Source organism: Polynucleobacter asymbioticus (genome assembly GCF_018687575.1).
Classification (GTDB): Bacteria; Pseudomonadota; Gammaproteobacteria; order Burkholderiales; family Burkholderiaceae; genus Polynucleobacter; species Polynucleobacter asymbioticus_C.
This window is the reverse complement of sequence record NZ_CP061297.1, coordinates 483,585-506,215: the sequence shown is the minus strand read 5'-3', so window position 1 is coordinate 506,215 and position 22,631 is coordinate 483,585. Positions and strand designations below refer to the sequence as shown.

At 46.0% G+C, this 22,631-nt stretch carries 25 protein-coding genes; 15 read left to right on the top strand and 10 right to left on the bottom strand.

Annotation, left to right across the window (positions count from 1 at the left end; all coding sequences use genetic code 11):
- Nucleotides 1–58 precede the first annotated feature (58 nt).
- The 5 genes from AOC19_RS02630 to AOC19_RS02610 all read left to right on the top strand — a co-directional run bounded on the left by AOC19_RS02630 (nucleotide 59) and on the right by AOC19_RS02610 (nucleotide 4,691).
- Nucleotides 59–997, top strand: coding sequence for a 3-hydroxyacyl-CoA dehydrogenase NAD-binding domain-containing protein (locus AOC19_RS02630; RefSeq protein ID WP_215377357.1), 939 nt, complete (start codon nucleotides 59–61; stop codon nucleotides 995–997).
- A gap of 31 nt (nucleotides 998–1,028) precedes the next feature.
- A complete protein-coding gene (locus tag AOC19_RS02625) occupies nucleotides 1,029–2,576 on the top strand; it encodes a UxaA family hydrolase (RefSeq protein WP_215377355.1) in 1,548 nt (515 codons plus the stop codon).
- A gap of 132 nt (nucleotides 2,577–2,708) precedes the next feature.
- Nucleotides 2,709–3,689: a DnaJ C-terminal domain-containing protein gene (locus AOC19_RS02620; RefSeq protein WP_215377353.1), complete on the top strand. Its 981-nt coding sequence runs from the start codon at nucleotides 2,709–2,711 to the stop codon at nucleotides 3,687–3,689.
- A 5-nt stretch (nucleotides 3,690–3,694) separates the two neighbouring features.
- A complete protein-coding gene (locus AOC19_RS02615; protein ID WP_215377351.1) occupies nucleotides 3,695–4,012 on the top strand; it encodes a chaperone modulator CbpM in 318 nt (105 codons plus the stop codon).
- A 7-nt stretch (nucleotides 4,013–4,019) separates the two neighbouring features.
- Nucleotides 4,020–4,691, top strand: a complete 672-nt coding sequence (locus AOC19_RS02610) for an alpha/beta hydrolase (protein ID WP_215377350.1) — start codon at nucleotides 4,020–4,022, stop codon at nucleotides 4,689–4,691.
- A gap of 20 nt (nucleotides 4,692–4,711) precedes the next feature.
- Here AOC19_RS02610 and AOC19_RS02605 read toward each other — a convergent pair whose 3' ends face one another.
- The gene (locus AOC19_RS02605; RefSeq protein WP_215377348.1) at nucleotides 4,712–6,631 is read right to left on the bottom strand and encodes an ATP-binding cassette domain-containing protein; all 1,920 of its coding nucleotides are present in this window, start codon (nucleotides 6,629–6,631) and stop codon (nucleotides 4,712–4,714) included.
- A gap of 101 nt (nucleotides 6,632–6,732) precedes the next feature.
- Here AOC19_RS02605 and AOC19_RS02600 point away from each other — a divergent pair, with 101 nt between their 5' ends.
- The gene (locus AOC19_RS02600) at nucleotides 6,733–7,329 is read left to right on the top strand and encodes an AAA family ATPase (protein WP_215377346.1); all 597 of its coding nucleotides are present in this window, start codon (nucleotides 6,733–6,735) and stop codon (nucleotides 7,327–7,329) included.
- A gap of 61 nt (nucleotides 7,330–7,390) precedes the next feature.
- Here AOC19_RS02600 and AOC19_RS02595 read toward each other — a convergent pair whose 3' ends face one another.
- From AOC19_RS02595 to AOC19_RS02585, 3 genes are all read right to left on the bottom strand, one after another.
- Entirely contained in the window at nucleotides 7,391–8,020 is a 630-nt protein-coding gene (locus tag AOC19_RS02595; protein WP_215377344.1) for an OmpW/AlkL family protein, read from the bottom strand.
- 178 nt (nucleotides 8,021–8,198) lie between these two features.
- Nucleotides 8,199–9,614: an oxygen-independent coproporphyrinogen III oxidase gene (hemN, locus tag AOC19_RS02590; protein WP_215377342.1), complete on the bottom strand. Its 1,416-nt coding sequence runs from the start codon at nucleotides 9,612–9,614 to the stop codon at nucleotides 8,199–8,201.
- 19 nt (nucleotides 9,615–9,633) lie between these two features.
- Complete coding sequence (locus tag AOC19_RS02585) at nucleotides 9,634–11,244, bottom strand: NAD(P)/FAD-dependent oxidoreductase (RefSeq protein ID WP_215377341.1); 1,611 nt, start codon at nucleotides 11,242–11,244, stop codon at nucleotides 9,634–9,636.
- 89 nt (nucleotides 11,245–11,333) lie between these two features.
- On the opposite strand from AOC19_RS02585, the gene AOC19_RS02580 reads away from it, so the two are divergent.
- Together AOC19_RS02580 and AOC19_RS02575 are read left to right on the top strand one after the other, a co-directional pair.
- Nucleotides 11,334–11,879, top strand: a complete 546-nt coding sequence (locus tag AOC19_RS02580) for a YaeQ family protein (protein ID WP_215377339.1) — start codon at nucleotides 11,334–11,336, stop codon at nucleotides 11,877–11,879.
- A complete protein-coding gene (locus AOC19_RS02575) occupies nucleotides 11,879–12,295 on the top strand; it encodes a putative toxin-antitoxin system toxin component, PIN family (protein WP_215377337.1) in 417 nt (138 codons plus the stop codon). The genes AOC19_RS02580 and AOC19_RS02575 overlap by 1 nt, the downstream gene beginning before the upstream one ends.
- On the opposite strand, the gene AOC19_RS02570 is transcribed toward AOC19_RS02575, so the two are convergent.
- On the bottom strand, nucleotides 12,285–13,301 hold the full coding sequence (locus tag AOC19_RS02570) for an LLM class flavin-dependent oxidoreductase (protein ID WP_215377335.1): 1,017 nt from the start codon (nucleotides 13,299–13,301) through the stop codon (nucleotides 12,285–12,287). The two genes, AOC19_RS02575 and AOC19_RS02570, sit on opposite strands and share 11 nt — an antisense overlap.
- A 33-nt stretch (nucleotides 13,302–13,334) precedes the next feature.
- Between AOC19_RS02570 and AOC19_RS02565 the strand changes: the two genes are divergently transcribed.
- The 3 genes from AOC19_RS02565 to AOC19_RS02555 are packed head-to-tail and all read left to right on the top strand — an operon-like array spanning nucleotide 13,335 to nucleotide 14,184.
- Nucleotides 13,335–13,556, top strand: a complete 222-nt coding sequence (locus tag AOC19_RS02565; protein WP_215377334.1) for a hypothetical protein — start codon at nucleotides 13,335–13,337, stop codon at nucleotides 13,554–13,556.
- A 20-nt stretch (nucleotides 13,557–13,576) separates the two neighbouring features.
- Nucleotides 13,577–13,780, top strand: a complete 204-nt coding sequence (locus tag AOC19_RS02560) for a SlyX family protein (protein ID WP_215377332.1) — start codon at nucleotides 13,577–13,579, stop codon at nucleotides 13,778–13,780.
- 56 nt (nucleotides 13,781–13,836) lie between these two features.
- Nucleotides 13,837–14,184 carry a phage holin family protein gene (locus tag AOC19_RS02555; RefSeq protein WP_215377330.1) on the top strand — a complete coding sequence of 116 codons (348 nt, stop codon included), beginning with the start codon at nucleotides 13,837–13,839 and terminating at the stop codon, nucleotides 14,182–14,184.
- Between the two features lie 3 nt (nucleotides 14,185–14,187).
- On the opposite strand, the gene AOC19_RS02550 is transcribed toward AOC19_RS02555, so the two are convergent.
- Nucleotides 14,188–16,005 carry an AsmA family protein gene (locus AOC19_RS02550; protein WP_215377328.1) on the bottom strand — a complete coding sequence of 606 codons (1,818 nt, stop codon included), beginning with the start codon at nucleotides 16,003–16,005 and terminating at the stop codon, nucleotides 14,188–14,190.
- A 72-nt stretch (nucleotides 16,006–16,077) separates the two neighbouring features.
- Here AOC19_RS02550 and AOC19_RS02545 point away from each other — a divergent pair, with 72 nt between their 5' ends.
- Nucleotides 16,078–16,425, top strand: a complete 348-nt coding sequence (locus tag AOC19_RS02545; protein WP_215377326.1) for a zinc ribbon domain-containing protein YjdM — start codon at nucleotides 16,078–16,080, stop codon at nucleotides 16,423–16,425.
- 53 nt (nucleotides 16,426–16,478) lie between these two features.
- Here the strand turns inward: AOC19_RS02545 and AOC19_RS02540 are convergent, their stop codons facing one another.
- Complete coding sequence (locus AOC19_RS02540; protein ID WP_215377324.1) at nucleotides 16,479–16,697, bottom strand: YdcH family protein; 219 nt, start codon at nucleotides 16,695–16,697, stop codon at nucleotides 16,479–16,481.
- Nucleotides 16,698–16,925: 228 nt separating this feature from the next.
- Here AOC19_RS02540 and AOC19_RS02535 point away from each other — a divergent pair, with 228 nt between their 5' ends.
- Nucleotides 16,926–17,816 (top strand): hypothetical protein, encoded by an 891-nt coding sequence (locus AOC19_RS02535; RefSeq protein WP_215377322.1) that lies wholly within the window; start codon nucleotides 16,926–16,928, stop codon nucleotides 17,814–17,816.
- Nucleotides 17,817–17,827: 11 nt separating this feature from the next.
- Here the strand turns inward: AOC19_RS02535 and AOC19_RS02530 are convergent, their stop codons facing one another.
- From AOC19_RS02530 to AOC19_RS02520, 3 genes are all read right to left on the bottom strand, one after another.
- The gene (locus AOC19_RS02530; RefSeq protein ID WP_215377321.1) at nucleotides 17,828–18,097 is read right to left on the bottom strand and encodes a hypothetical protein; all 270 of its coding nucleotides are present in this window, start codon (nucleotides 18,095–18,097) and stop codon (nucleotides 17,828–17,830) included.
- A 66-nt stretch (nucleotides 18,098–18,163) separates the two neighbouring features.
- Complete coding sequence (locus tag AOC19_RS02525; protein WP_215378021.1) at nucleotides 18,164–19,159, bottom strand: extracellular solute-binding protein; 996 nt, start codon at nucleotides 19,157–19,159, stop codon at nucleotides 18,164–18,166.
- Between the two features lie 122 nt (nucleotides 19,160–19,281).
- Entirely contained in the window at nucleotides 19,282–20,838 is a 1,557-nt protein-coding gene (locus tag AOC19_RS02520; protein ID WP_215377319.1) for an ABC transporter permease, read from the bottom strand.
- Between the two features lie 69 nt (nucleotides 20,839–20,907).
- Between AOC19_RS02520 and AOC19_RS02515 the strand changes: the two genes are divergently transcribed.
- Both AOC19_RS02515 and AOC19_RS02510 read left to right on the top strand, forming a co-directional pair.
- Nucleotides 20,908–21,978 (top strand): ABC transporter ATP-binding protein, encoded by a 1,071-nt coding sequence (locus tag AOC19_RS02515; RefSeq protein ID WP_215377317.1) that lies wholly within the window; start codon nucleotides 20,908–20,910, stop codon nucleotides 21,976–21,978.
- Between the two features lie 114 nt (nucleotides 21,979–22,092).
- The gene (locus tag AOC19_RS02510) at nucleotides 22,093–22,623 is read left to right on the top strand and encodes a YggT family protein (RefSeq protein WP_215377315.1); all 531 of its coding nucleotides are present in this window, start codon (nucleotides 22,093–22,095) and stop codon (nucleotides 22,621–22,623) included.
- Nucleotides 22,624–22,631 lie beyond the last annotated feature (8 nt).

The following is a 22,631-nucleotide window of genomic DNA, read 5'->3' as shown; positions in this document are numbered from 1 at the left end:
ATTTACCGAAATCAATAAACTTACAGACCTCCCAAACTTAACCGCATAAGATAAAAATATGAGTCAATTTGTAGCCGTAATCGGCACTGGTACTATGGCCGCAGGAATTGCAGCAGGATTTATCTCTCACAGCATTCCCGTTGCAATACTGGGAAGAAGCAAAGAGAAATCCGGTGACTGTCTTAAAAAGGCTATTCAACTAGCAATCAAGATTGGCTTGCATGGTGAGAATGCTGCGCTGGATGCGGCCACCATCGAAGCAACTCAAGTGACCACCACCATGGAAGCCTGGGAATCATGGGGTGATTGCTCCTGGGTAATTGAGACGGTTGCTGAAAATCTGGAGTTAAAGAAACAAATTTTTGCTTACCTTGATGACAAGGTGCCAGCTCACATACCAATCGGCAGTAATAGCTCAGGCTTTCCGATTACCAAAATCTCTGCTGATCTAAAAACTGCTAACCGAATGATGGGTGCTCACTACTTTATGCCGGCAGAAGTAGTCCCGCTGGTAGAGATTGTGATGGGAGAAAAAACAGAGTCAGTCTTTGCAGAGCAGATATGCGCGTTGTATAAAGCGATCGATAAAAAACCAGTGCTCGTTAAAAAAGATATTCCTGGATTTTTAGCCAATCGAATTCAGCATGCATTGATGAGAGAGGCGCTCTCCCTTGTGCAAGAGGGAATTGCAAGCCCTGAAGATATTGATGATGCCGTGCGCTACAGCTTTGGTTTTCGTTATGCAGCCGTTGGTCCGATGACCCAAAAAGAGATATCTGGCTGGGATGGAATGGCTAATGCAGCAAAAGAAATCTACCCATCTCTTTCAAACATCACTACCCTACCGCCAAAAGTGGTGCAACTGATGCAAGATGGAAAGACCGGTATGAAGGCTGGTGAGGGCTTCAGAAAATGGACGCCGGAAGAAATTCAGAAAACCTCGAATTCATATTCAAAAAGGTTGAAAGCAGCCTTTGATGTATTGAATATGGACTAATTAATAAAAACCTATATACCGAAAGCATTACATGATTGAAACAACTGAAAAAAAATTAGCCGGACCAATCATTCGCCTCCACCCCAATGACAATATTGTTGTTGCTCGCGTAGATATTGGTATTGGTGAAGCTGTACCGAGCGAGAGCTTCACAAGCCGAAGCCAGGTTCCTGCAGGGTATAAAATTGCTGCGAAGAAAATTCTTAAGGGCGAGCCGATTCTGAAATACAACGTGACGGTAGGCTTCGCCAATACCGATATTGAACCTGGCATGATGGTTCATAGTCACAACACAGAGTTTCGTGAATTTGATCGCGACTACGCTTACGCCAGCGAGTACAAACCCACCAAACTTCTCCCGGAATCTGAGCGCGCTACCTTTCAGGGTTACGTGCGCGCCAATGGGAAAGTGGGTACACGCAATTTCATTGGCATTCTATCTACCGTCAATTGCTCTGCAACTGTGGTCAACAAAATTGCAGAATGGTTTACTCCAGAGCGATTAAAAGACTTTCCCAATATTGATGGCGTTGTCGCCTTTAGTCATGGCATTGGTTGCGGCATGGAGATGACTGGTGAACCAATGCAACTACTTCGCCGAACTATGGCAGGATATGCCCAACATCCTAACTTGGCTGCCGCCCTAATCATCGGATTAGGCTGCGAGCGCAATCAACTCAAAGGATTAATGGAGCAAGAGTCTCTCCAAGAAAACTCTACTTTGCATACTTTCATCATGCAAGAGACTGGTGGCACACGCAAAACAATTGAAGCTGGCATTGAAGCCGTTAAAGCACTCTTACCAGAGGCCAATAAAGCAAAACGTCAGACTGTTTCTGCAAGCCACCTATGCGTTGGGCTGCAATGCGGTGGATCAGATGGATTCTCCTCTATCACCGCAAACCCAGCCTTAGGTGCTGCAATTGATATTTTGTCGCGCCATGGTGGCACGGGCATTCTCTCCGAAACACCCGAGATTTACGGTGTTGAACATACGCTAACTCGCCGAGCTGCGAGCAAGGAAATTGGCGAGAAATTAATCCAACGTATTCGCTGGTGGAAAGATGAATACTCCGTGGGTCGCGATGTCCAAATCAATGGACAAGTCAGCCCCGGAAATCAAATTGGCGGTCTAGCCAATATTTTTGAAAAATCACTTGGCTCCTCTATGAAGGGCGGCACAGGCCCCCTAATGGAAGTCTATCGATACGCAGAACCCGTAACAGCGAAGGGCTTTGTATTTATGGATACCCCCGGATTTGACCCTGTTTCGGCAACCGGGCAGATTGCTGGTGGTGCGAACCTGATTGCATTCACCACAGGACGTGGATCCATGTTTGGATCAAAGCCAGCGCCCTGCATCAAACTCGCCACCAATACCCCGATGTATGAGCGACTGACTGAAGATATGGATATCAATTGCGGTGAGATCTTGGATGGCACGGTTTCAGTCCAAGAAATGGGGCAGCGCATTTTTGAACTCTTTCTAAAAACAGCTTCTGGTGAGGCTTCAAAAAGCGAACTTTTGGGTCTTGGAGATTATGAATTCGTACCTTGGCAAGTTGGGGTAATGAGCTAAGCCCAGTATCAGACCTCAGGCGATCCTCAGCGGGCTTGATGCCCGCTTTTTCTTTACTCAAAACTAGGCAAAAAAGAGTGCTGAGGATTGTAGAATGAAGCTTATTGACTTAATCGGGACTTCATTAGGATTATGAAATTCAGGGACTACTATGAAACACTCGGAGTAGCACGCAGTGCTACCGAGGCAGAGATCAAGGCGGCTTACCGCAAGCTAGCCCGCAAATATCATCCAGACGTCAATAAAGAAGCTGGCGCAGAAGAACAATTTAAAGCTGTCGGTGAAGCCTACTCGGTACTGAAAGATACTGAGAAGCGTGCTGCATACGATCGCATGGGCGCCAATTGGAAAAATGGTCAAGATTTCACCCCACCACCAAACTGGAATGAGGGATTTGAATATTCCGACGGTAACTTTGGAGGCGGTACTAGTGGATTTGGTGGTGGCTATGAAGGTGATCAGAGTGAATTCTTTGAATCTCTTTTTGGCAGGGGTCGCCACACTCAAGGCGGTCGAGGCGGGAACCCCCGTCAAGGCATGAACTTTAAAGGCCAAGATCATCACGCAAAAATATTGATTGACCTTGCTGATGCCTATAACGGCGCAAAACGCACCATTGCTCTGCATATGCCTACGCAAGATGCCAGTGGTCATGTCAGTACCCAAGAACGCAAACTTGATGTCAGCATTCCTAAAGGCATCAAAGCTGGGCAAAACTTACGCTTAGCTGGGCAAGGCGGTCCAGGCATGGGTACGGGCGGTGCCGGCGATCTCTACCTTGAGATTGATTTCCATCCAAACCCCATTTATCGCGTGGATGGCAAAGATGTATATCTTGATTTGCCACTGGCACCATGGGAAGCCGCACTCGGAACAACCGTGAATATCCCCACTCCCACAGGCTCCACTTTGGAGCTAAAGATTCCCGCAGGTACAGCTACTGGCCGCAAGATGCGACTCAAAGAAAAAGGCATCCCAAGCAAAGAGGCTGGTGATTTATATGTAGTACCTAATATTGTTCTGCCGAATGCTGAAACGGATGCGCAAAAAGAAGCCTATCAAACACTAGAGAAAGCTTTTGATTTCAACCCCAGAACCCACCTGAAGGGATGATGAACATGACACAAACACAAATCACCTGGATTGAAGGTAGCGTTGTTGAAGAAGAGGTGCACATGAGCATCGTGGAAATTTCACAAGCTACACGCGCACCAGAAGAGCTGATCATGTCTTGGGTATCGGAGGGCGTTCTCAGTCCCGCTGGATCAAGTCCGGAAGACTGGCGCTTTAGTGGAGAGTCTCTTAAGCGCGCGAAGACTGCTGCTCATTTGACTCATGATCTTGAACTCAATACCCCTGGTGTTGCTTTAGCACTCGATCTTTTGGAAGAAATTAGTCGCCTGCGAAACCAACTACTTCGCCAGAATCTAGGATGAAACATCAATGAGCACATTGCCCTGCATTGAAATTGAAACCGCCCCCAACCCGAGCGCCTCTGTAATTTGGCTTCATGGACTCGGTGCTGATGGTAATGACTTTGTTCCCATCATTCCGCAACTCAATCTCTCTAAATGCCCTACCATTCGGTTTGTTTTTCCAAGTGCACCCTCTATACCTGTCACAGTTAATGGTGGCTATGTCATGCCAGCCTGGTATGACATTACTGAGAGGGCGATCAATGCCCGCGAAGATTTGGCTGGCATTCATAAATCAGCGCTAGCAATCTCTGAGTTAATTGAACGAGAGGCAAGTCGCGGCATTGCCTATGAAAAGATTGTTTTGGCTGGCTTCTCACAGGGCTGCGCCATGTCTTTGCAGGTCGGCCTTCGCTTTCCACATCAATTGGCTGGCATCATGGCACTGTCAGGCTACCTACCGCTTGCAAATTCACTGGCACTCGAGAGAAGTGAAGCCAATAGCAAGACCCCGATATTGATGGCACATGGTGTTTGGGATGCTGTAATCACTCCAGAGCGCGCAGAAGCTTCGGCCGAAACCTTGGAAAAATTAGGTTATCAGGTAGATTGGAATACCTATCCAATGGAACACTCTCTTCATCCAGATGAGCTAGTAGATATTTCCAGGTTTTTAACTATGGTACTGAGCAAGCCATAAACCAAGCAAGTTAAATGAACTTAAGATTCAGAGCGACTTAAAAGTAATTCCCAGCGCTGTAATTTGATATCTAAATCGGCAGTGATTTCTGATAAGCGTGCTTGCATGCTCGCTGCTAATTCAGGCTCATTCTTATAGAGATCAGGATTACTCATCGCAATACCAATATCTGCTTGCTCTGTTTCTAAAGTTTCAATCTGCAAAGGCAATGCCTCTAGCTCCTGACGCTCTTTGCCGTTTAGCTTTTGCACACTGCTTTTTACAACCACGGGCTTGGATTCAACTTTAGGCTCAATTTTTACTTCTTGTTTTGTCTCAGCCTTAGCGCCGCCATTAGCTGCGCGGATCTTATCTGAGCGTGCTTTCTGAATCTTCCAGTCCTCGTAACCACCTTCATACTCGCGCCAGAAGCCATCGCCCTCGTTCGCAATAATGCTGGTTACGACGTTATCTAAGAAGTAGCGATCATGACTAACCAAGAACACAGTACCCTTATAGTCTTGAAGTAGCTGCTCAAGCAAATCTAGAGTATCGATGTCCAAGTCATTGGTTGGCTCATCTAAAACCAAGACGTTTGCAGGGCGGGCAAATAAGCGCGCCAATAATAGGCGGTTACGCTCCCCACCAGATAAAGTGCTGACTGGTGAATTAGTACGCTCTGGTGCGAATAAGAAATCACTCAGATAACTCTTCACGTGCTTTTTGTTGCCATTAATTTCGATCCACTCGCTACCGGGACTGATGTAATCCTCGAGCGACGCGTTGAGATCAAGGCCTTCGCGCATCTGGTCAAAATAGGCTACCTCAATACGGGTACCCATTGTTGCCGTTCCAGAGTCTGGCGCAATCGTTCCAAGAATTAACTTCAAAAGAGTCGTCTTGCCGGCGCCGTTAGGACCAAGCAGCCCCACTTTATCGCCACGCAAAATTGTTGCCGTGAAATCTTGCACGATCGGGCGATCGTAAGACTTAGAAACATTTTGCAGATCCGCAACAATCTTACCGCTCCTATCGCCTGCTGAAACTGCGAGCTTCACTTGGCCAACAGCATCACGCCTTTGCGAACGACTGGTACGTAGAGCCTCTAAACGAGCAATACGAGCAACGCTGCGAGTACGTCTAGCCTCAACCCCTTTACGAATCCAAACCTCTTCTTGTGCAAGTAATTTGTCCGCACGTGCATTGGCCAGAGACTCTGAATTCATTTCCTGATCTTTTAATACCTCATACGCCGAGAAATTTCCTGGGTAGGTGCGTAAGATGCCGCGATCAAGCTCCACAATTTGCGTGCAGACGTTATCCAAGAAAGCACGATCATGGGTAATCAGAATAACGGAACCCTTGTACTCTTTGAGCAAATCCTCTAACCAAGAAATCGAATCTAAATCCAAATGGTTGGTAGGCTCATCCAATAGCAACACATCCGGCATCTCCACTAGAGCGCGAGCTAAAGCAACGCGCTTCTTCGTTCCACCCGATAAGGTATTAATCTTGACCTCAGCTTCTAAATGGAGGCGATCGAGTGTTTCATGAACACGTTGCTCCCAGTTCCAACCACTGAGGGCCTCTAATTGGGATTGCACCTCATCCAAGCGATGGTGAGCCGCATCATCCCAATCTCCAACACTGAGAGCTTCATACTCCTCACGCAGAGCCTTAGCTTGAGCTACCCCTTTGGAGACTGCATCAAAGACGGTCTCCTCAGCCTCAAATATGGGCTCTTGTGGAACATAGGCAATTCTGAGGCCTTGCTGATATTGCAGCAAACCATCATCCATTTTTTCTATGCCAGCCAAGATCTTCAATAAAGAAGATTTGCCAGTGCCATTGCGGCCAATTAAGCCAACACGCTCCCCAGATTCCAATGAGAAAGCAGTATTTGCGAGGAGGTCAACGTGGCCAAAAGCCAGTTTTGCATCAGTGAGTACGATTAAAGCCATGGCGACATTATCGTCACTTCACCCAAAGTAGTGATATTTCCAGTAAACATGGGATTGAGAAGTAGAATTTACTGAAGCAATACCCTCAAATAAAGAGATAAATGACCTGTAAGCTCAGTCCTGCCGCTCCTCGCCTAATCCTCTTTGCTGGTCATGCAGGCACCGGCAAAACCACTTTAGCCAAAAAAGCCTTGCCCCTGATTGTTGAAAAAACTGGGGAAAGCTTTTTCTTTCTAGATAAAGATACCGTATATGGCGCTTACAGCGCCCATGTCATGGAACTCACCACTAACAATCCCAATGATCGAGATAGCCCCTTCTACCTCCAGAATCTGAGAGATTGGGAATATGCCGGGCTAATTGCGATTGCGAGAGAAAACTTGCAGCTTGGAGTTAACGTGATCTTGGTGGGGCCATTTTCTAGAGAAATCCAAACTGGTCGAATGTTTAATCCAGAAGAGTTGGGAGTACCCAGCGTATCGAGTATCAGAATCGCCTGGATTGATCTAGATGAAAATGAGGCGAAGCGTCGCATGGAAAAGCGAGCTGATCCAAGAGACGAATATAAACTCAAGAATTGGGATCAATATGCCAAACGGAGATTAGAGCCACCAGAACATTCGGCAATACAGCGCTTTGATAATCTCCATTTTGACGAAGCCAAGTTTGAAAAGTTAATTAATCATCTGACCCAATAAACAATAGGCAAAAAAATAGAGTCCCTGGGGGACCCTATCTCAAGAGCTAAGAACCGAATTCTTAGAACTTATAAGTAACACCGACAGCTGGCATCCATGGATTCAAAGTCAGCTTGCCAAGGTTTGCACCACCAGCAACCGCCTGAACATTTGTAGCCATTGTTGCGTATTTCACATCCACGTTAAGACCCCAATTTTTCGTAAACATGTAATCAGCACCGATTTGGCCGACGAAGCCAACGCTAGATGGTTCAATTTGCAAGCCAGCGCCAGCGCCATAGAAATTTTGACGGTTACCGAAAATAGTGTAGTTAACACCAGCACCAATATAAGGCTTAAATGCGCCTAAATCTGTAAAGTGGTATTGAGCTAATAAGGATGGTGGCAATGCGGAAACTTTACCTACATTTGCCCCACCAGCAGTAATGTTGACTTGTTGAGGCCAAGTTAAGACGAGTTCAGCAGCGATATTTTTTGTAAAGAAGTATGAAACATCAAACTCAGGTATCCATTGATCTTTAGCTTTGATATTTGCAGTCTGAGCTAGACCAGTCTGGCCGTTATTCCAAAGTAAATCAACAGCACGTACGCGAATCATCCATGGATTTTCTTCTGCCGCTTGGGCATGAGCTACGATTGGAGTCAATGAAGCTAATGCTGCGATGGCTGCTACTAGAGTTTTGAAGCGCATGATGTACCCCTTTTCCGTTATCAATTTGATGAGACTATTTTCAAATTGATGATGGTGTTGTAATTTGATGCAAATCAAATACAGAGGCTGCAGAAATTTTTTATGGGTTTTAAAGCAACACTGTTTTGCTGAATTTTTGATCTAAGTCAAATGAGCACGAGTTCTCACTTAATTTCGCTTAAAGCACTTTGGAATACCTGCCCACAGCCTGAGATTCCCTTAGATGACGATCAAAGGTCATAGCTACACGCCGAGCTAGGAGCCGGCCTTTGATAGGCACGACCATCTTAGCGCCCTGCCACTCAAGCAGACCCGCCTCTTCCAAATGCTTTAACTCCGCAATCTCCGTCTTAAAGTAACTTGAGAAGTCGATTTGATGGGACTTAGCAAATAAATCCGTGTCCAGTGAAAATTGGCACATTAACTCACCGATTAATTCACGGCGCAGTAAATCATCTTTGTCTAATCGAAGGCCTCGGAGTGTGGGGAGATGGGCATCATCGATTGCTGAGTAGTACTCATCTAGAGTGCGGACATTTTGTGAGTAGCAATCGTCCACCTTACCAATAGAGGAGATGCCAAACGCCAAGAGATCACATTCCGCTTGCGTTGAATAACCTTGGAAATTGCGATGGAGCTTACCCTCTTTCTGAGCAACTGCTAATTCATCATCAGGCTTAGCAAAGTGATCCATACCAATAAACACATAACCTGCTTCGCCTAGCCTATCTATGGTATTCGACAAAATATCTAGCTTATCTGCAGCCCCTGGTAAATCCGCCTCAGCTATTCTACGTTGAGGCTTAAAGATATGTGGCAAATGAGCATAGTTGTAAACCGATAATCGATCTGGGCACATCTTCAGAACCGCTTCCACGGTTTCTTTAAAGGTTTCTGGAGTCTGCTTTGGCAAGCCATAAATCAGATCAACGCTTCTGGATTTAAATCCATACTTTCTCGACCAATCCATCACCGCCTGAGTCTCTTCAATAGTCTGAATGCGATGCACTGCTTGCTGCACTTCGAGGTTGAAGTCTTGAACCCCAAGACTGATTCGGTTGAAGCCCAAGTCAGCCAACAAGGCAATATCAGCCTCCACTACTCGTCGTGGATCAATCTCAATTGAATATTCGCCGCCAGGAAGAAGATCAAAATGCTGGCGAGTGTGCTGCATCAACTCAACCATCTCTTCGTGAGACAAAAATGTAGGTGTTCCACCACCCCAATGCAACTGGGTCACTGGAATTTTTTTCTGGGCACCCATGGCAGCACAAACCATCGCCATCTCTTTAGCCAAATACTTGATGTACTTAGCACTTCGACCATGGTCTTTAGTAATGATTTTGTTGCAACCACAGTAATAACAAATGTTGGGGCAGAACGGTAAATGGAAATACAGTGATAGCGGCTCATTAATCTTGGCTACGCGTTGCAATGCTCCGAAATAATCAACTTCACGAAATTGATTATGAAAGCGATCGGCACTGGGGTAAGAGGTGTAGCGCGGACCATTGATATCAAACTTCTTCAATAGCCCTGGATGAAAAAGCACTTCTTTTTCATTGAGAATTAAATCAGGCGCTACAGAGCTCATCAGAAATCAGCTTATGAAATTATTTAGAAAGGTAGTCGAGCGCGACTGCTTCAGCCACCTTAATTCCATCCACCCCAGCCGACAAGATACCTCCCGCATAACCAGCACCCTCACCCGCAGGGTAAAGACCTTTGACATTCAGACTCTGGAAGTTTGCACCTCGAGTAATTCGTAAAGGAGATGATGTGCGCGTCTCAATGCCGGTCAATACTGCGTCCTTCATTGAAAAGCCTTTAATCTGTTTCTCAAAAGCAGGAATCGCCTCTCGAATCGCCTCAATTGCATAAGGAGGCAAGGAATCTGCAAGGTCTGTCAAATGAACGCCAGGTTTATAAGACGGCATCACGGAACCAAAGTCCGTAGAGGCCTTACCGGCAAGAAAGTCACCCACCAATTGCCCGGGGGCTTCATAGGTAGAACCGCCTAGCTCGTATGCCTTGGACTCTAAAGCCCTTTGAAACTCAATGCCGGCTAGAGGGCCACCTGGATAGTCTTCGGGAGTAATACCAACCACGATGCCAGCATTAGCATTGCGCTCATTACGAGAATACTGGCTCATTCCGTTTGTCACCACACGGTTTGGCTCGGAAGTTGCTGCGACTACAGTTCCGCCTGGGCACATACAAAAGCTATAGACTGCACGACCATTCTTGGCATGGTGAACTAATTTGTAATCCGCTGCGCCAATCAGTTCATTGCCAGCGTGAGGCCCTAAGCGCGCCCTATCGATCAAGGATTGTGGATGCTCAATACGAAAGCCCACTGAAAAGGGTTTTGCTTCCATATAAACCCCTGCTGCATGCAAGATCTCAAAGGTATCGCGAGCGCTGTGACCTAAGGCCAGCACTACATGGTTAGCCGGCAAATCTGGATGCCCCTCAATTTTGACTCCAGCAATGTGATCATTCTGAATATCAAAGCCAACGACCTTTTGTGAAAAGCGAATCTCCCCACCAAGCTCAATAATTTCTTGACGCATTCTTTCGACCACACCCACCAATCTAAAGGTGCCGATATGTGGCTTCGCTACGTAACGAATTTCTTCAGGGGCGCCCGCTTTGATAAATTCAGCAATGACCTTGCGACCATAAAACTTCGGATCCTTAATTTGACTCCAAAGCTTGCCATCAGAAAACGTTCCTGCCCCACCCTCACCAAATTGCACATTGGATTCTGGATTGAGGACATTCTTGCGCCATAGACCCCAAGTGTCTTGGGTACGTTCGCGAACTGGTTTACCACGCTCCAATACGATTGGTTTAAATCCCATCTGCGCCAGCACTAAGGCAGAAAAAATTCCACAAGGGCCAAATCCAATGACAACAGGACGTTCAAAGTGTTGGCTCTTTACTTGGGAAGCATTGGCTACAAAGTGATAATTGGTATCAGGCGATGGCCTAATGTGAATATCATTGGCAAACTGCTGAAGCAGTTTCTCTTCATTCTTTACCGATAGATCCACGGTATAGATAAAAGCAAGGGCCACATTTTTTCGGGCATCGTAGCTTCGCTTGAATACATCAAATTGAATCAAATCCTGAGCTTGGATATTTAAACGCTTCAAGATTGCCTCCTCCAATGCCTCAGGGGCATGGCTAATAGGCAGGCGAAGTTCGGTAATACGGATCATGGGACTCTACGATACACAGTAAATCAGGGTAATTTTCTAAATAATACTGGGAGATCAGACTTAACCCCTTTTAAAGGCGATAATGCGCCATGGCTCTACGCGCAACTATCCACAAAGCCGACCTTCATGTCGCAGACTCTGACCGCCACTATTACGGCAGTCACTCCCTGACTATCGCAAAGCATCCCTCTGAAACTGAAGAGCGGATGATGGTGCGTATTATTGCTTTTGCCCTGCAAGCACAGGAAGACTTAGCCTTTACCAAAGGCTTAAGTGATACTGATGAGCCCGACCTTTGGATTAAAGACCTCACGGATGCTATTCAGCTATGGATTGAAGTGGGCCAACCAGATGAACGACGTATCCTTAAAGCCTGTGGTCGATCCGATCAAGTCATCGTCTATTGTTATGGCGGACACACTAGCAAAATCTGGTGGGATGGGATTGCCAATAAATTAACCCGTGCTCGCAACCTTCAGGTAATCTCGATTCCAGCGGAGCAGGCCAAAGAACTCAATAAGCTGGTCGAGCGCAGCATGGTTCTGCATGTCAATATTCAAGATGGGGAAGTGTACGTTTCTTCAGATATGGGTCAAGTGACCATCACCCCAGAAATCTGGCGCAATCAACAGTAATGAAGCCTGTAGTTTTGGACACCAATATCTTGTTAGATATTTTTATCTTTCATGACGAAAGGGCTATTAATCTAAAGCAAGCATTGGTGGATGGGAGTGTTCCCGCAATCGCGAGCCAAAAAACCTTGTTTGAACTTGCTGATGTCATTTCACGCCCCCTCTTTAAGCTCGATGAAGCAACTCAAGTAAGCATTTTGACTCAATGGCAATTCATCGCAGAGCTGCATGATGATGCCAATTTAGCTACCGCACCTTGGAAATGCCAAGATCCCGATGATCAAATCTTTTTGGATCTAGCCTATCAATTGCGACCCTCAATACTCATTAGCAAAGACAATGCCGTACTACAAATAGCCAACCGAGCTGCTCAAGAAAATATTCTGATTACCAACGATTACAACGCCTTCAAGCTTTAGAGCTAAAGCGCAAACCCTTAGCCGCTTCAGCGGCAATCTCGAACGATTTTAATCGTGCTTGATGATCGTAAATTTGACCTGTGATGATAATTTCATTTGCGCCAGTCTGATCGAGCCAATACTGCATTTCTTTTCTTACCGTTTGCATGGAGCCAACGGCAGAGCAACGCAGAGCATGACTCGCGGTAATCTTTTCATGTGGCTCACAGAAGTCGTCTAAATTTGTAATCGGTGGTGGTAACTGCCCGCGGGTATTTCGGCGCATGCGAACCACATTCTGTTGCAAAGTGGTAAATAGATAGGCAGCCTCTTCATCGGCATCAGCAGCGACTACATTCATTAAAAATGCACAATAGGGCTTAGTCAACTTATCCGATGGCTTAAATAACTCACGATAGGTAGCCATTGCATCTAGCAATTGCTCCGGTGCAAAGTGAGAGGCAAATGCGTAAGGAAGACCGAAGTGAGCTGCCAGTTGAGCACCATACAAGCTAGAGCCCAAGATCCAAATCGGCACCTCGGTGTCGGCACCTGGAATAGCTCTCACAGCCTGACCCTCTTGGATGGGGCCAAAGTAATGCTGCAACTCTCGTACATCCTGCGGAAAGCGATCATCACTTCCGAGCAAATCTCGACGTAAGGCTCTGGCCGTCATTTGATCTGTGCCTGGCGCGCGACCTAGACCCAACTCAATCCTACCGGGGTAGATGGATGCCAAGGTACCAAACTGCTCTGCAATGACCAACGGGGCATGATTTGGCAACATCACACCGCCCGAGCCAACCCGAATCGTTTTGGTACCACCAGCAATATAACCAATCAAGACCGCAGTAGCAGAGCTGGCGTTACCCGTCATATTGTGATGCTCCGCCACCCAATAGCGGGTATAGCCCAAAGCCTCAGCATGCTGAGCAACATCTAGTGAATTACGCAAGGCATCCCCAGCATTAAATCCCTGTGGGATGGGAGATATATCTAGAATGGAGTACGGGACAGAATTTGTCATATATAGATCATACTGAGAAAGCACGTTTTTGACATGAGTAAACCTAAGATGGCAGATGCGGATGACGGTCTGTTTAAACCAGGTAACAAGCTAAAACATATTAAGACGGGCGGATTTTATAAAGTGGTAATGCTTGCCAATGTTGAAGCCAATCTTGAACCAGCCTATGTCTATGAATCACTCCAATCACACGACTTTTGGATTAGACCAAAAGCAGAAATGGAAGATGGTCGATTTGAATTGGTTGATGCTTAGAATAAAGATAGAGGAATAAAATGACTGAAGATCGCATCACCAGCCTTGAAATCAAACTCAGCTTTACCGAAGATCTGATTGATCAACTCAATCAAACTGTCTACAAGCAACAGCAACAAATTGAGTTTTTGTATCGTGAGCTTAAGTCCATTAAGGAGCAAGCTAGTGGCGGTGACGGCTTAGGTAATAGTAGCCCCAAAGATGAAATCCCTCCGCACTACTAAAGCCCTGATAATATTTATGATTAATACTGCAGTTCATTTAAAAAAGGATGCTCGTCATGGGTAACTTACTACCGTTTTTAGTCCAGTGGGGCTTAACCTCTTTATCGCTCTGGGTGGCCAGCTATCTTTTTAGCGGTCTTCGCTTTGCAGATGGTGGCTCACTCCTCATCGCGGCCTTACTGCTCGGATTTGCTAATGCTGTTGTAAAACCCTTGCTAATCCTGTTTACTCTGCCACTCACTGTCCTCACCATGGGATTATTTCTATTGGTTGTGAACGCTTTGGTGCTGATGTTAGTTTCTGCGGTAGTAAGTGGGTTTACGATCTCTAGCTTCTGGACCGCCTTCTTTGCCAGTATCTTTATTTCTTTATTCAGCCTCTTTATCAGCGGAATATTGTTTTAAGAATCACTCTGCCCCAGGGTAGATATCTGACCAGGGGTGGAGTGCATCACGGCAGGGGTTACTTTTTGAGCTCATTGACCTGGCATTTTCGGCCAAAATACTAGCGCCACCAGTCAAAAATCCAAGTCCAATTGAAACGGCACTATTAACTACACCAGCTTGGTTAATACCCGCCTTAGGATTTGAGAGGGTTCCACCCATCTTCACCAATCCGGCCAAATCAAGGCCAGTGGTTAAGCCAGATTTCTCCTGGGGATCAATCGTGAGGTTAACCGCCTCTGTTTTTAAATTAATAGAGCCAGCTAACACCACGTTCAACCTGTCGGTTTCAGCGCCAACTGTTTTGGCTATATTGATCTGGCCGTTGTTAATTGGCAGGTAAGCTACCGCACATTCTAACGTCGTCTCACTCGTTTTTTTACGCATCGGGTTCATTGAATCTAACAATGTGACAACAAAGTCACCAGCATCATTTAGAAAGTTGGTGCCCATGTGCGCTTGCTTGATGCTTAACTGAATCTTGCCATTTGAATTGGAAGCTAGTTGATGCAGACTGTTTCCCGATGACTTCACATCAAAGGCTAATTTCATGCTACCTCCACTAACCTTGGAGCTTGGATCCACTCTTGCAAATAAACTTTCTAGCATGAAATCCTTGGTCACCCCTCTGGCTGTGAGAATGGGATTTACCGTATTCAGCTGAGAGAGATTAATCTGTAAATCGGCACTTCCCTTGCCAATCTGGAATGTTAAGTGAGGAATGTCAATAACACTGCCATCTAATTGCAAAGTGGTTTGGAGATTTTCAATCGGCTTACGCTTTGGCAAAGCCAACTCAGCAATACTGATCACGATCTTTCCTTTGGCTTGCGGAAGCGCGTCAAAAGGAATGCTCTCATTGCTAAATAAGTACTTTGACTGTGACTTTTGGGCTTGACGCACGACCGGCGCCGGCTTAGCGCCAGTTACAGCCTGAGGGGCTGCATTGGATGCTGAGCCAGTTGTGGGCCAGTCAAATGCTTTTGCGTTCAATGTTAAGTTGACTATGGGCATAGTCTTGGGAGACTTATTTATCTCACCTTTAATCGTCATGGACTTGTCATTCATAGTCAGATTCAGATCAAGCGGGAGTTGTGTTGATGAAACATCCCAATGTTTCAATAATCTAGAAACAGAACCTGTTTTTCCACTGAGATCGAGAGCCTGATCTTGAAATTGCATATTGAGGGAAACAGCTGTTTTATCGCCACTCTCTGACAATGACAAACGCTTAATTAAATAGCTGGATATAGAGCCAGAAGGATCTCGATACTGAATTCGAGCATCAGCTATAGAGACACTCTCCATAGAGATGAGATTGTCACCAACAGAAGTCGTTTCTGAATTATCAAGACTAGAGACAGGAGCAGTATTGGATGTCTCTGCACTCATGTCCCAGTTTGCCTTACCAGATGCATTTTTTTGGAGGAGTAGATCTAGGCCAGCAAGCTTCACATTACCAATCTCAATGCGCTTGCTGAGTAGGGGCAGAGTTTTAATGTCTAACTCAATCCGTTTGAGGGTCAGCATTTCAGGGTCGGATGCCCAAGAGGCATTACTGAGACTCAAGCGCTCTGCAGAAACAGAAATTCCTGGAAAAAAACTTAAACTTACCGGCCCACTGATTTTTAAATCCCGACCGGTAGCCGTCTTCACTGAAGAGGAGAGCAGCTTTGTTAGTTGCACTGGATCAACCGTAGAGGCCGCATACCAAGCCCCCAATCCAAGCAGGAGGACTGCCGCACCCAAAGCAGTAATGATGATCTTGACTGATTTATTCATTGTTAACTGATTCTAAATTACCCTGCTCGCTGTAGACTAAAATTGATCTTTACATTTTTGCTAGCAATCACCATGAGCACGACAAGTAACCCTCCAAAATGCCCGGCCTGCCAAGAGGACATGACTTACCCTGATGGTGAGAATTTTGTTTGCGCTCAATGCGGTCACGAGTGGCCAATGGCTGCTGCCGCAGAGGAAGATGAAGGCAGTCTGATTGTGAAAGATGCCAACGGCAACTTACTGGCTAATGGTGATACCGTCACCCTCATTAAGGACTTGAAGGTTAAGGGGTCATCAACCACACTTAAGGTGGGAGCCAAAATTAAAGGTATCCGACTGGTTTCTGGCGATCATGAGGTGGATTGCAAGACTGAAGCAGGCAATATGTTGCTCAAGGCCTGCTTTTTGAAAAAGGCTTAATTCTTAATAAAAGACCATCAGATCCCAATACGGATTCCGATGGTCAGATGCCCTTAAGTTGCGCTGGCTTTTTTCAAGACCGCGTAAAGCTGATCCTTTAATAAGAGCTTTTCTTTTTTCAAAACCTCAATTTCTTCTGGGGTACTTGGCTCGGTGTGCGCCTCCATTCTTTGAATTTTCTGATCTAGATTGTTGTGCTTATCAAATAAATGGGAAAAGTGACGATCTGATGTTTTCAGCTTACTGATTAACTCACGATATTCAGGGAACATAGATTCTCTTTAGGTTGAGGTTATTCAAAACTGCACAAGTTCAGTGTAGCAAGTTCGTACTGAAATTCAAGTCCTCGCCCTTCCCTATAACAAGCACAGAATAATTAGCCGCCCTCTTGATATTGCCAGGTAAATACCCATCTATACGTAAGCAAAGATTGATAGAAGTGCAGTAATATCATTATGTGCACTTAGCACAATAACTACCAATAGGAAGGGTAATAGACCATGGCTACAAAGAAGTCTCCAGCAAAAAAGAAAGTAGCTACTAAGGTGGTAAAAAAAGCCCCTGCAAAGAAAGCCGTTAAAAAAGTTGCTGCCAAGAAAACGGTAGCAAAAAAGGCGGTAAAAAAGGTAGTGAAGAAACCAGCAACTAAAAAGCCTGCCGCTAAAAAAGCGGCCGTTAAGAAACCAGCAGCAAAGAAGTTGGTTAAAAAGGTAACGGCGAAGAAGCCGGCAGCTAAAAAACCGGCTCCAAAGAAAGCTGCCAAGAAATCCCCCAAAGCGGCGGCACCAAAGAAGCTGAAAGTGGATCAGTACGGACTCGAGGAAGATGATGAGTTCTACGGCTTGTACTTTGCCAAATCAACTGACAAAGGCTTGGTTGAGGTCAAACCGTGCACCTTCTCACTCATGTACTGGTGGAAAGGCTTGCTTGGCTATCCTGACATGATTGAAATCTCTAAAGACAGTAACACCGCAATGCTGCAATTTGAGTCTACCTTTGGTGGCGGCGATTCCGGCGAAACAGAATTGACAGAAAAAGATGTATTTGATGTTGACCATATTATTGAAGTCGACGAACAAGAGCAATTGGTCTCCCTCTACTCTTACGTTCCAATTCCGGTTCCAGAAAAGCTCATTGGTGCCTTAGGACTCTCCATTCTGAATATCAATCCAGAAACGCGTTATGGCAGCCTAGAAATCTGCTCAACAGATAATGAGGAAGGTGTAAACGAGCACTTCCTACGCTATCGTGCTGCAACGTATTTGCGCGGTGTGAAATCTGGCAAGGTTGAGGCGATTGAAAGCATGGTCACCAATGGCTCAGAATTCTTTGGTCTAGCTTTGGATGCAATGTGCGTAAACAAATCCATTAAGAAATGGTTGCTTAGCTAAGCATTCGTAACTTAATAGTTATTGCACACAAAAATGTAGGTCATAGGAAAGCGGTCGTTCACTGTTTTACGAGTTTCGACAATAGTGGCGCCTCGCTTTCCTAGTTTTTTACACTCCTCTGCTGCGGCTGCCTGAGCCTCAGTATCTTTAGCGGATTTAGGGGCATGCACCCCAACCGTACCATCAGATTGTCGATAGACTCCAAACTCACTCTGCGGCGTTCCGCAAGCTACCATCGCCATTGAGGCGCCAAGGACTAAAGCAAGCGAGATGATTTTCATATTGAGGTCCAGATCTTTTGAGGAATGAAACCATTCTAGCTATCTTTTTAGCTTAGATAGTGGATTTCACTTATACCCAACTCGATCGAGCAAACGTTGCGCAGCAATTTGATTTTTGCCAATCGCAGCAACAGAAACATTTTCAGCCTTAAATGGTCCTAACATTTTGAGCCCTTCATTTTCAATCTTGACTGACTTCACTGCTGGCCACTCGTTATTACCGTTAGCAAAGTACTCTTGCGCAGAATCACTGGCTAGGTATTCGAGAAACTGAATGGCAGCCTGTGGATGTGGCGCATTCTTGGCAACTCCACCACCTGCGATATTGATATGCGTGCCAGTGGTCTGCTGGTTTGGCCAAACAAATCCAATCTTAGAAACAATCGCCTGATCTTCTGGCTTTGTTGAACGCAAGAGTCTCACGAGGTAGTAAGAGTTTGTTAAAGCAACTCCGCATTCGCCTGAGGCAACCGCTTTAATTTGATCGGTGTCACCACCTCTTGGAGGTCTAGCCATATTGGCCACCATACCCTTAGCCCAATCCTCAGTAGCAGTCTCACCACGGCGCTCAATCATGGCACCGATCAATGACAACATATAAGGATGGGCGCCTGAGCGCGTACATACCCTGCCCTTATTCATGGGCTCTGCTAACTTCTCATAGGTGTCAACGTCTTGTGGGTTTACTTTTGCTTTGTTGTAGACCACGAGACGCGCTCTTGTAGAAAAGCCAAACCACGTTGAGCCATCGGATTCAGTCTTGGACCTTAAGTTTGCTGGGATGCGGCTCTCTAAATACTTTGAATGAATTGGTCTAAAGAAGCCATCAATTTGTGCGCGCCATAAGCGGGCTGCATCGACCATCAAAATCACATCTGCTGGACTGTTGGCGCCTTCACTTTTCAGCCTCTCTGCCAATGCATTGTCATCAGCCTCAATACGGTTAATCTTGATACCAGTCTTTTTAGTGAAATCACCATAAAGTGCTTCATCAGTTTGGTAATGACGAGCGGAATAGAGATTTAACTCTTTTGCTTCTTGGGCATGCAATGGTAAAGCCATAAAGCCACTCAGGATTAAAGCAGTGGCGCCTAGGAATTGATGTATTTTTTGAGTTGCCATTGCTGTATTTGCGATCAGAATTAGAGTAAATCTAATGTATCACAAATACGAATGATTATCAATTAGGACTTGGAGATGACCCTAGAAAGCAGTAAAACAGGGAAAAGCCCAACTAAAACAATGGTTAATGAGGGCAAGGCGAGCTCAGCCAAGCGCTCATCCGCAGCCAACTGATAGGTCGCTACCGCCAAGGTATCAAAGTTAAATGGGCGTAATAGGAGGGTTGCTGGCAACTCCTTCATGACATCCACAAAGACAAAGAGGCCTGCAGTGATGAGGCTACGCTTGAGTAAGGGCACATGAACCCGCTTCAGAATCTGCCCTCTAGAAAGGCCTAATAAGGCTGCTGAGTCATCCATAGATGGCGTGATGCGTGCAAGCCCCGCTTCCACGCTTTGCAAGCTAGAAGAAAGAAAGCGGACTAAGTAAGCATAGACCAGTACCAATATGCTGGCAGACATCCACCAAGCTAACTGAAAGATTTCTAAAAATGAGAGGATGCCGATCGCCAACACCGCACCAGGTAAGGCGTAACCAAAACCTAGCAATTGATTAACCCAGCTCAAGCGTGAATTCATTCGAACGGAGTAAGCAAAAAATACTGCTAGCACTACTGAGATGAGTGCCGTGATGATGGAGACGGATAAAGAATTACCCAACCAATCTAGATATCGAATATCGATCGTGAGGCCTTGCTTAATCAGGAGCTGTAAGAGCGCAAATGCTGGTAGCAAAAATCCGCATAGCAAGGTAGCACCACAAAATGCAAAAGCAAAGAGAGCTTTCTTACCGTGTAGTGACTTCGCAAGCGGCTTACTCCGTGTTGAAGAGGCATATTGCAATTTTGAGCGACTGCTTTGTTCAACAAAAAAGATGAGTAGAACAAAACTTAAAAGACCAAGAGCAAGCTGTACTGCGGCTATACGGTCGCCAAAAGAAAGCCAGGCTTTGAAGATACCGGTTGCAAAGGTCTGTACGCCAAAGTAAGACACGGCACCAAAATCCGCTAAGACCTCCATCAGTGCCAGCGCCATGCCAGCGAAGATAGCTGGTCTTGCCATTGGCAAGACCAATTTTAAAAATCCTTGCAAAGGGCTGTAACCCAGGGTTTCTGAAACCTCAATCAATCGACCGCTACGCTCCAAGAATGCCGTACGCGTAATCAGGTAGACATAGGGAAAGAGGCAAAAGGAAAAGGACCAGATGGCACCACTCAAGGATCTCGGATCCGGAAAGAACCAAAGAGAGTCCATTCCCAGCAAGTCGCGCAGCGTGCTCTGAATTGGTCCTGAAAACTGCAAGAGATCAACAAAAAGGTAAGCCATGACATAAGTGGGAACAGCCAAAGGCAAGATGAGGGCCCACTCAAATAGCTTCTTGCCGGGAAAATCATAACTAGCGATGATCCAAGCATTTCCCACCCCGAGAATAAATACCCCCACTCCAACACCAAGAATCAGAACCAAGGTTGAGGCAATGTATCCACCCAGCACAAAGTTCCATAAATGGCTGAGCGTGCCCGTGGTAAGTTGTTCATTTCCAGAAAATAGGAATGGCGCTGCCAAGCCAAATAAAGGCAAAAATAACAACAGGGCAAGTGGCACCACAATACGATTCATGAAATCGACAATCCGTTTAGACTCTAGCTATGCATTAAACCACTTAGCATTAATGAGAAAATTATAGGGATGAACTCCGCTCGAGCACTACTTTCGATCCAAAACCTGGAAATCGACTACCCCAGTCGAGACGGCCAGGGTCGCGTTACCGCAGTGAAAGACCTCAGCCTAGATCTCGCCGAGGGTGAGATTGGCTGCCTACTGGGCTCATCTGGCTGCGGAAAGTCTACTATTCTGAGGGCGATTTGCGGATTTGAGCCTGTTAAGTCCGGAGAAATCCTCCTTCGAGACCAGATCGTAAGCTCTGCCTCCACCCACCTCTCGCCAAACCAAAGAAAAATTGGCATGGTCTTTCAGGACTTTGCCCTCTTTCCCCATCTGAGCGTTCTAGAAAACATTGCCTTTGGCTTGCAACACCTACCAAGCAAGCAAAGATCTGCTGTAGCGACTGAGTGGCTCAAGCGAGTATCACTCGCAGATAAAGCGGGCGCGTATCCGCATGAGCTCAGCGGCGGCCAACAGCAGCGTGTAGCGCTAGCTAGAGCCATGGCCCCAGAGCCTGATTTAATCTTGCTAGATGAGCCCTTCTCTAGTTTAGATATCGAACTGAGGGAGCGCCTTGCAGGTGAGATGCGAGAAATCCTCAAGGCAAATAACATTACCGCTCTACTGGTGACTCACGATCAATTCGAAGCCTTTGCAATCGCTGATAAGGTTGGCGTCATGACTGATGGCAAAGTGCTTCAGTGGGATGTCCCTTATGAGCTGTACCACAAGCCCGCCAATCGCTATATTGCGGACTTCATCGGCCGTGGTGTATTTGTGAAAGGCATTGTGCAAGCCAATAACAAAGTGAAAATTGAACTAGGCGAGCTTGATCTAGAAGAAGATCGCAGCAAAGAGATTGGCAAAGAAATTGATGTGCTCTTGCGCGCCGATGACATTCAGCATGATGACCATAGCACCTTGCTAGCGGAGGTTGTGCGCAAAACCTTTAGGGGTGCAGACTTTCTGTACACACTCAAACTAATATCTGGCACTGAAATATATGCATTTGTACCAAGCCATCATGATCATGCGATTGGTGAAAAGATTGGCATACATCTGGTAGCAGATCACGTTGTCACATTTAGTGAGTAAGTTCACCCTCTTGTCGATCTGAATGAGAGTATGTTGCTGGCGCACTTATGCATTATTAATATCTTTCTCGCAAATAAATCCATGCTCTAAAAGACCACCATGCTGATACAAATCATGAATCTCCTCCTTCAAGTTTTAGTAAGCATTTTGGCTGGAGCATGCCTCTTAAGATGCTACCTCCAGTGGCTTGCATTTAATCTAGGCTCAGGCCAAAGTAGGACTATTGGCGCATATGTTCTTCCACTAAGTAATTGGATCGTCATCCCACTCCGCAGACTTATCCCTAGCATCGGTCGCTTTGACGTTGCTAGTTTTTTAGCTGCTTACCTACTCATTGCAGGGAAAACGGCGATACTTTTGCTGCTATCTGGAGCTGGCCTTGACAATATCTCGTGGCTCTTCCTGACTCTGATTGGCTTATTAGATCTGATTCTTTCAGGATTGGTCGGTTTAGTTTTAGCGAGCGTCATTCTCTCGTGGATTGGAGCTGGATCTCAGATTCATTTCTTAGTGTCACTGCTAGTCGACCCATTGCTTGCTCCCATTAGAAGGGCAATGCCTAACTTTGGCGCCTTAGATTTATCACCCCTGGCATTACTACTGATTCTGCAAGTACTTCAGATTGTGCTGGACAACCTCCGGTAGCTGGCTAA

Bases quoted from the DNA above. Each gene is read 5' to 3' on its own strand.
- AOC19_RS02630 (WP_215377357.1), top strand. From the start codon at position 59: ATGAGTCAATTTGTAGCCGTAATCGGCACTGGTACTATGGCCGCAGGA.
- AOC19_RS02625 (WP_215377355.1), top strand. From the start codon at position 1,029: ATGATTGAAACAACTGAAAAAAAATTAGCCGGACCAATCATTCGCCTC.
- AOC19_RS02620 (WP_215377353.1), top strand. From the start codon at position 2,709: ATGAAATTCAGGGACTACTATGAAACACTCGGAGTAGCACGCAGTGCT.
- AOC19_RS02615 (WP_215377351.1), top strand. From the start codon at position 3,695: ATGACACAAACACAAATCACCTGGATTGAAGGTAGCGTTGTTGAAGAA.
- AOC19_RS02610 (WP_215377350.1), top strand. From the start codon at position 4,020: ATGAGCACATTGCCCTGCATTGAAATTGAAACCGCCCCCAACCCGAGC.
- AOC19_RS02605 (WP_215377348.1), bottom strand. From the start codon at position 6,631: ATGGCTTTAATCGTACTCACTGATGCAAAACTGGCTTTTGGCCACGTT.
- AOC19_RS02600 (WP_215377346.1), top strand. From the start codon at position 6,733: ATGACCTGTAAGCTCAGTCCTGCCGCTCCTCGCCTAATCCTCTTTGCT.
- AOC19_RS02595 (WP_215377344.1), bottom strand. From the start codon at position 8,020: ATGCGCTTCAAAACTCTAGTAGCAGCCATCGCAGCATTAGCTTCATTG.
- hemN (WP_215377342.1), bottom strand. From the start codon at position 9,614: ATGAGCTCTGTAGCGCCTGATTTAATTCTCAATGAAAAAGAAGTGCTT.
- AOC19_RS02585 (WP_215377341.1), bottom strand. From the start codon at position 11,244: ATGATCCGTATTACCGAACTTCGCCTGCCTATTAGCCATGCCCCTGAG.
- AOC19_RS02580 (WP_215377339.1), top strand. From the start codon at position 11,334: ATGGCTCTACGCGCAACTATCCACAAAGCCGACCTTCATGTCGCAGAC.
- AOC19_RS02575 (WP_215377337.1), top strand. From the start codon at position 11,879: ATGAAGCCTGTAGTTTTGGACACCAATATCTTGTTAGATATTTTTATC.
- AOC19_RS02570 (WP_215377335.1), bottom strand. From the start codon at position 13,301: ATGACAAATTCTGTCCCGTACTCCATTCTAGATATATCTCCCATCCCA.
- AOC19_RS02565 (WP_215377334.1), top strand. From the start codon at position 13,335: ATGAGTAAACCTAAGATGGCAGATGCGGATGACGGTCTGTTTAAACCA.
- AOC19_RS02560 (WP_215377332.1), top strand. From the start codon at position 13,577: ATGACTGAAGATCGCATCACCAGCCTTGAAATCAAACTCAGCTTTACC.
- AOC19_RS02555 (WP_215377330.1), top strand. From the start codon at position 13,837: ATGGGTAACTTACTACCGTTTTTAGTCCAGTGGGGCTTAACCTCTTTA.
- AOC19_RS02550 (WP_215377328.1), bottom strand. From the start codon at position 16,005: ATGAATAAATCAGTCAAGATCATCATTACTGCTTTGGGTGCGGCAGTC.
- AOC19_RS02545 (WP_215377326.1), top strand. From the start codon at position 16,078: ATGAGCACGACAAGTAACCCTCCAAAATGCCCGGCCTGCCAAGAGGAC.
- AOC19_RS02540 (WP_215377324.1), bottom strand. From the start codon at position 16,697: ATGTTCCCTGAATATCGTGAGTTAATCAGTAAGCTGAAAACATCAGAT.
- AOC19_RS02535 (WP_215377322.1), top strand. From the start codon at position 16,926: ATGGCTACAAAGAAGTCTCCAGCAAAAAAGAAAGTAGCTACTAAGGTG.
- AOC19_RS02530 (WP_215377321.1), bottom strand. From the start codon at position 18,097: ATGAAAATCATCTCGCTTGCTTTAGTCCTTGGCGCCTCAATGGCGATG.
- AOC19_RS02525 (WP_215378021.1), bottom strand. From the start codon at position 19,159: ATGGCTTTACCATTGCATGCCCAAGAAGCAAAAGAGTTAAATCTCTAT.
- AOC19_RS02520 (WP_215377319.1), bottom strand. From the start codon at position 20,838: ATGAATCGTATTGTGGTGCCACTTGCCCTGTTGTTATTTTTGCCTTTA.
- AOC19_RS02515 (WP_215377317.1), top strand. From the start codon at position 20,908: ATGAACTCCGCTCGAGCACTACTTTCGATCCAAAACCTGGAAATCGAC.
- AOC19_RS02510 (WP_215377315.1), top strand. From the start codon at position 22,093: ATGAATCTCCTCCTTCAAGTTTTAGTAAGCATTTTGGCTGGAGCATGC.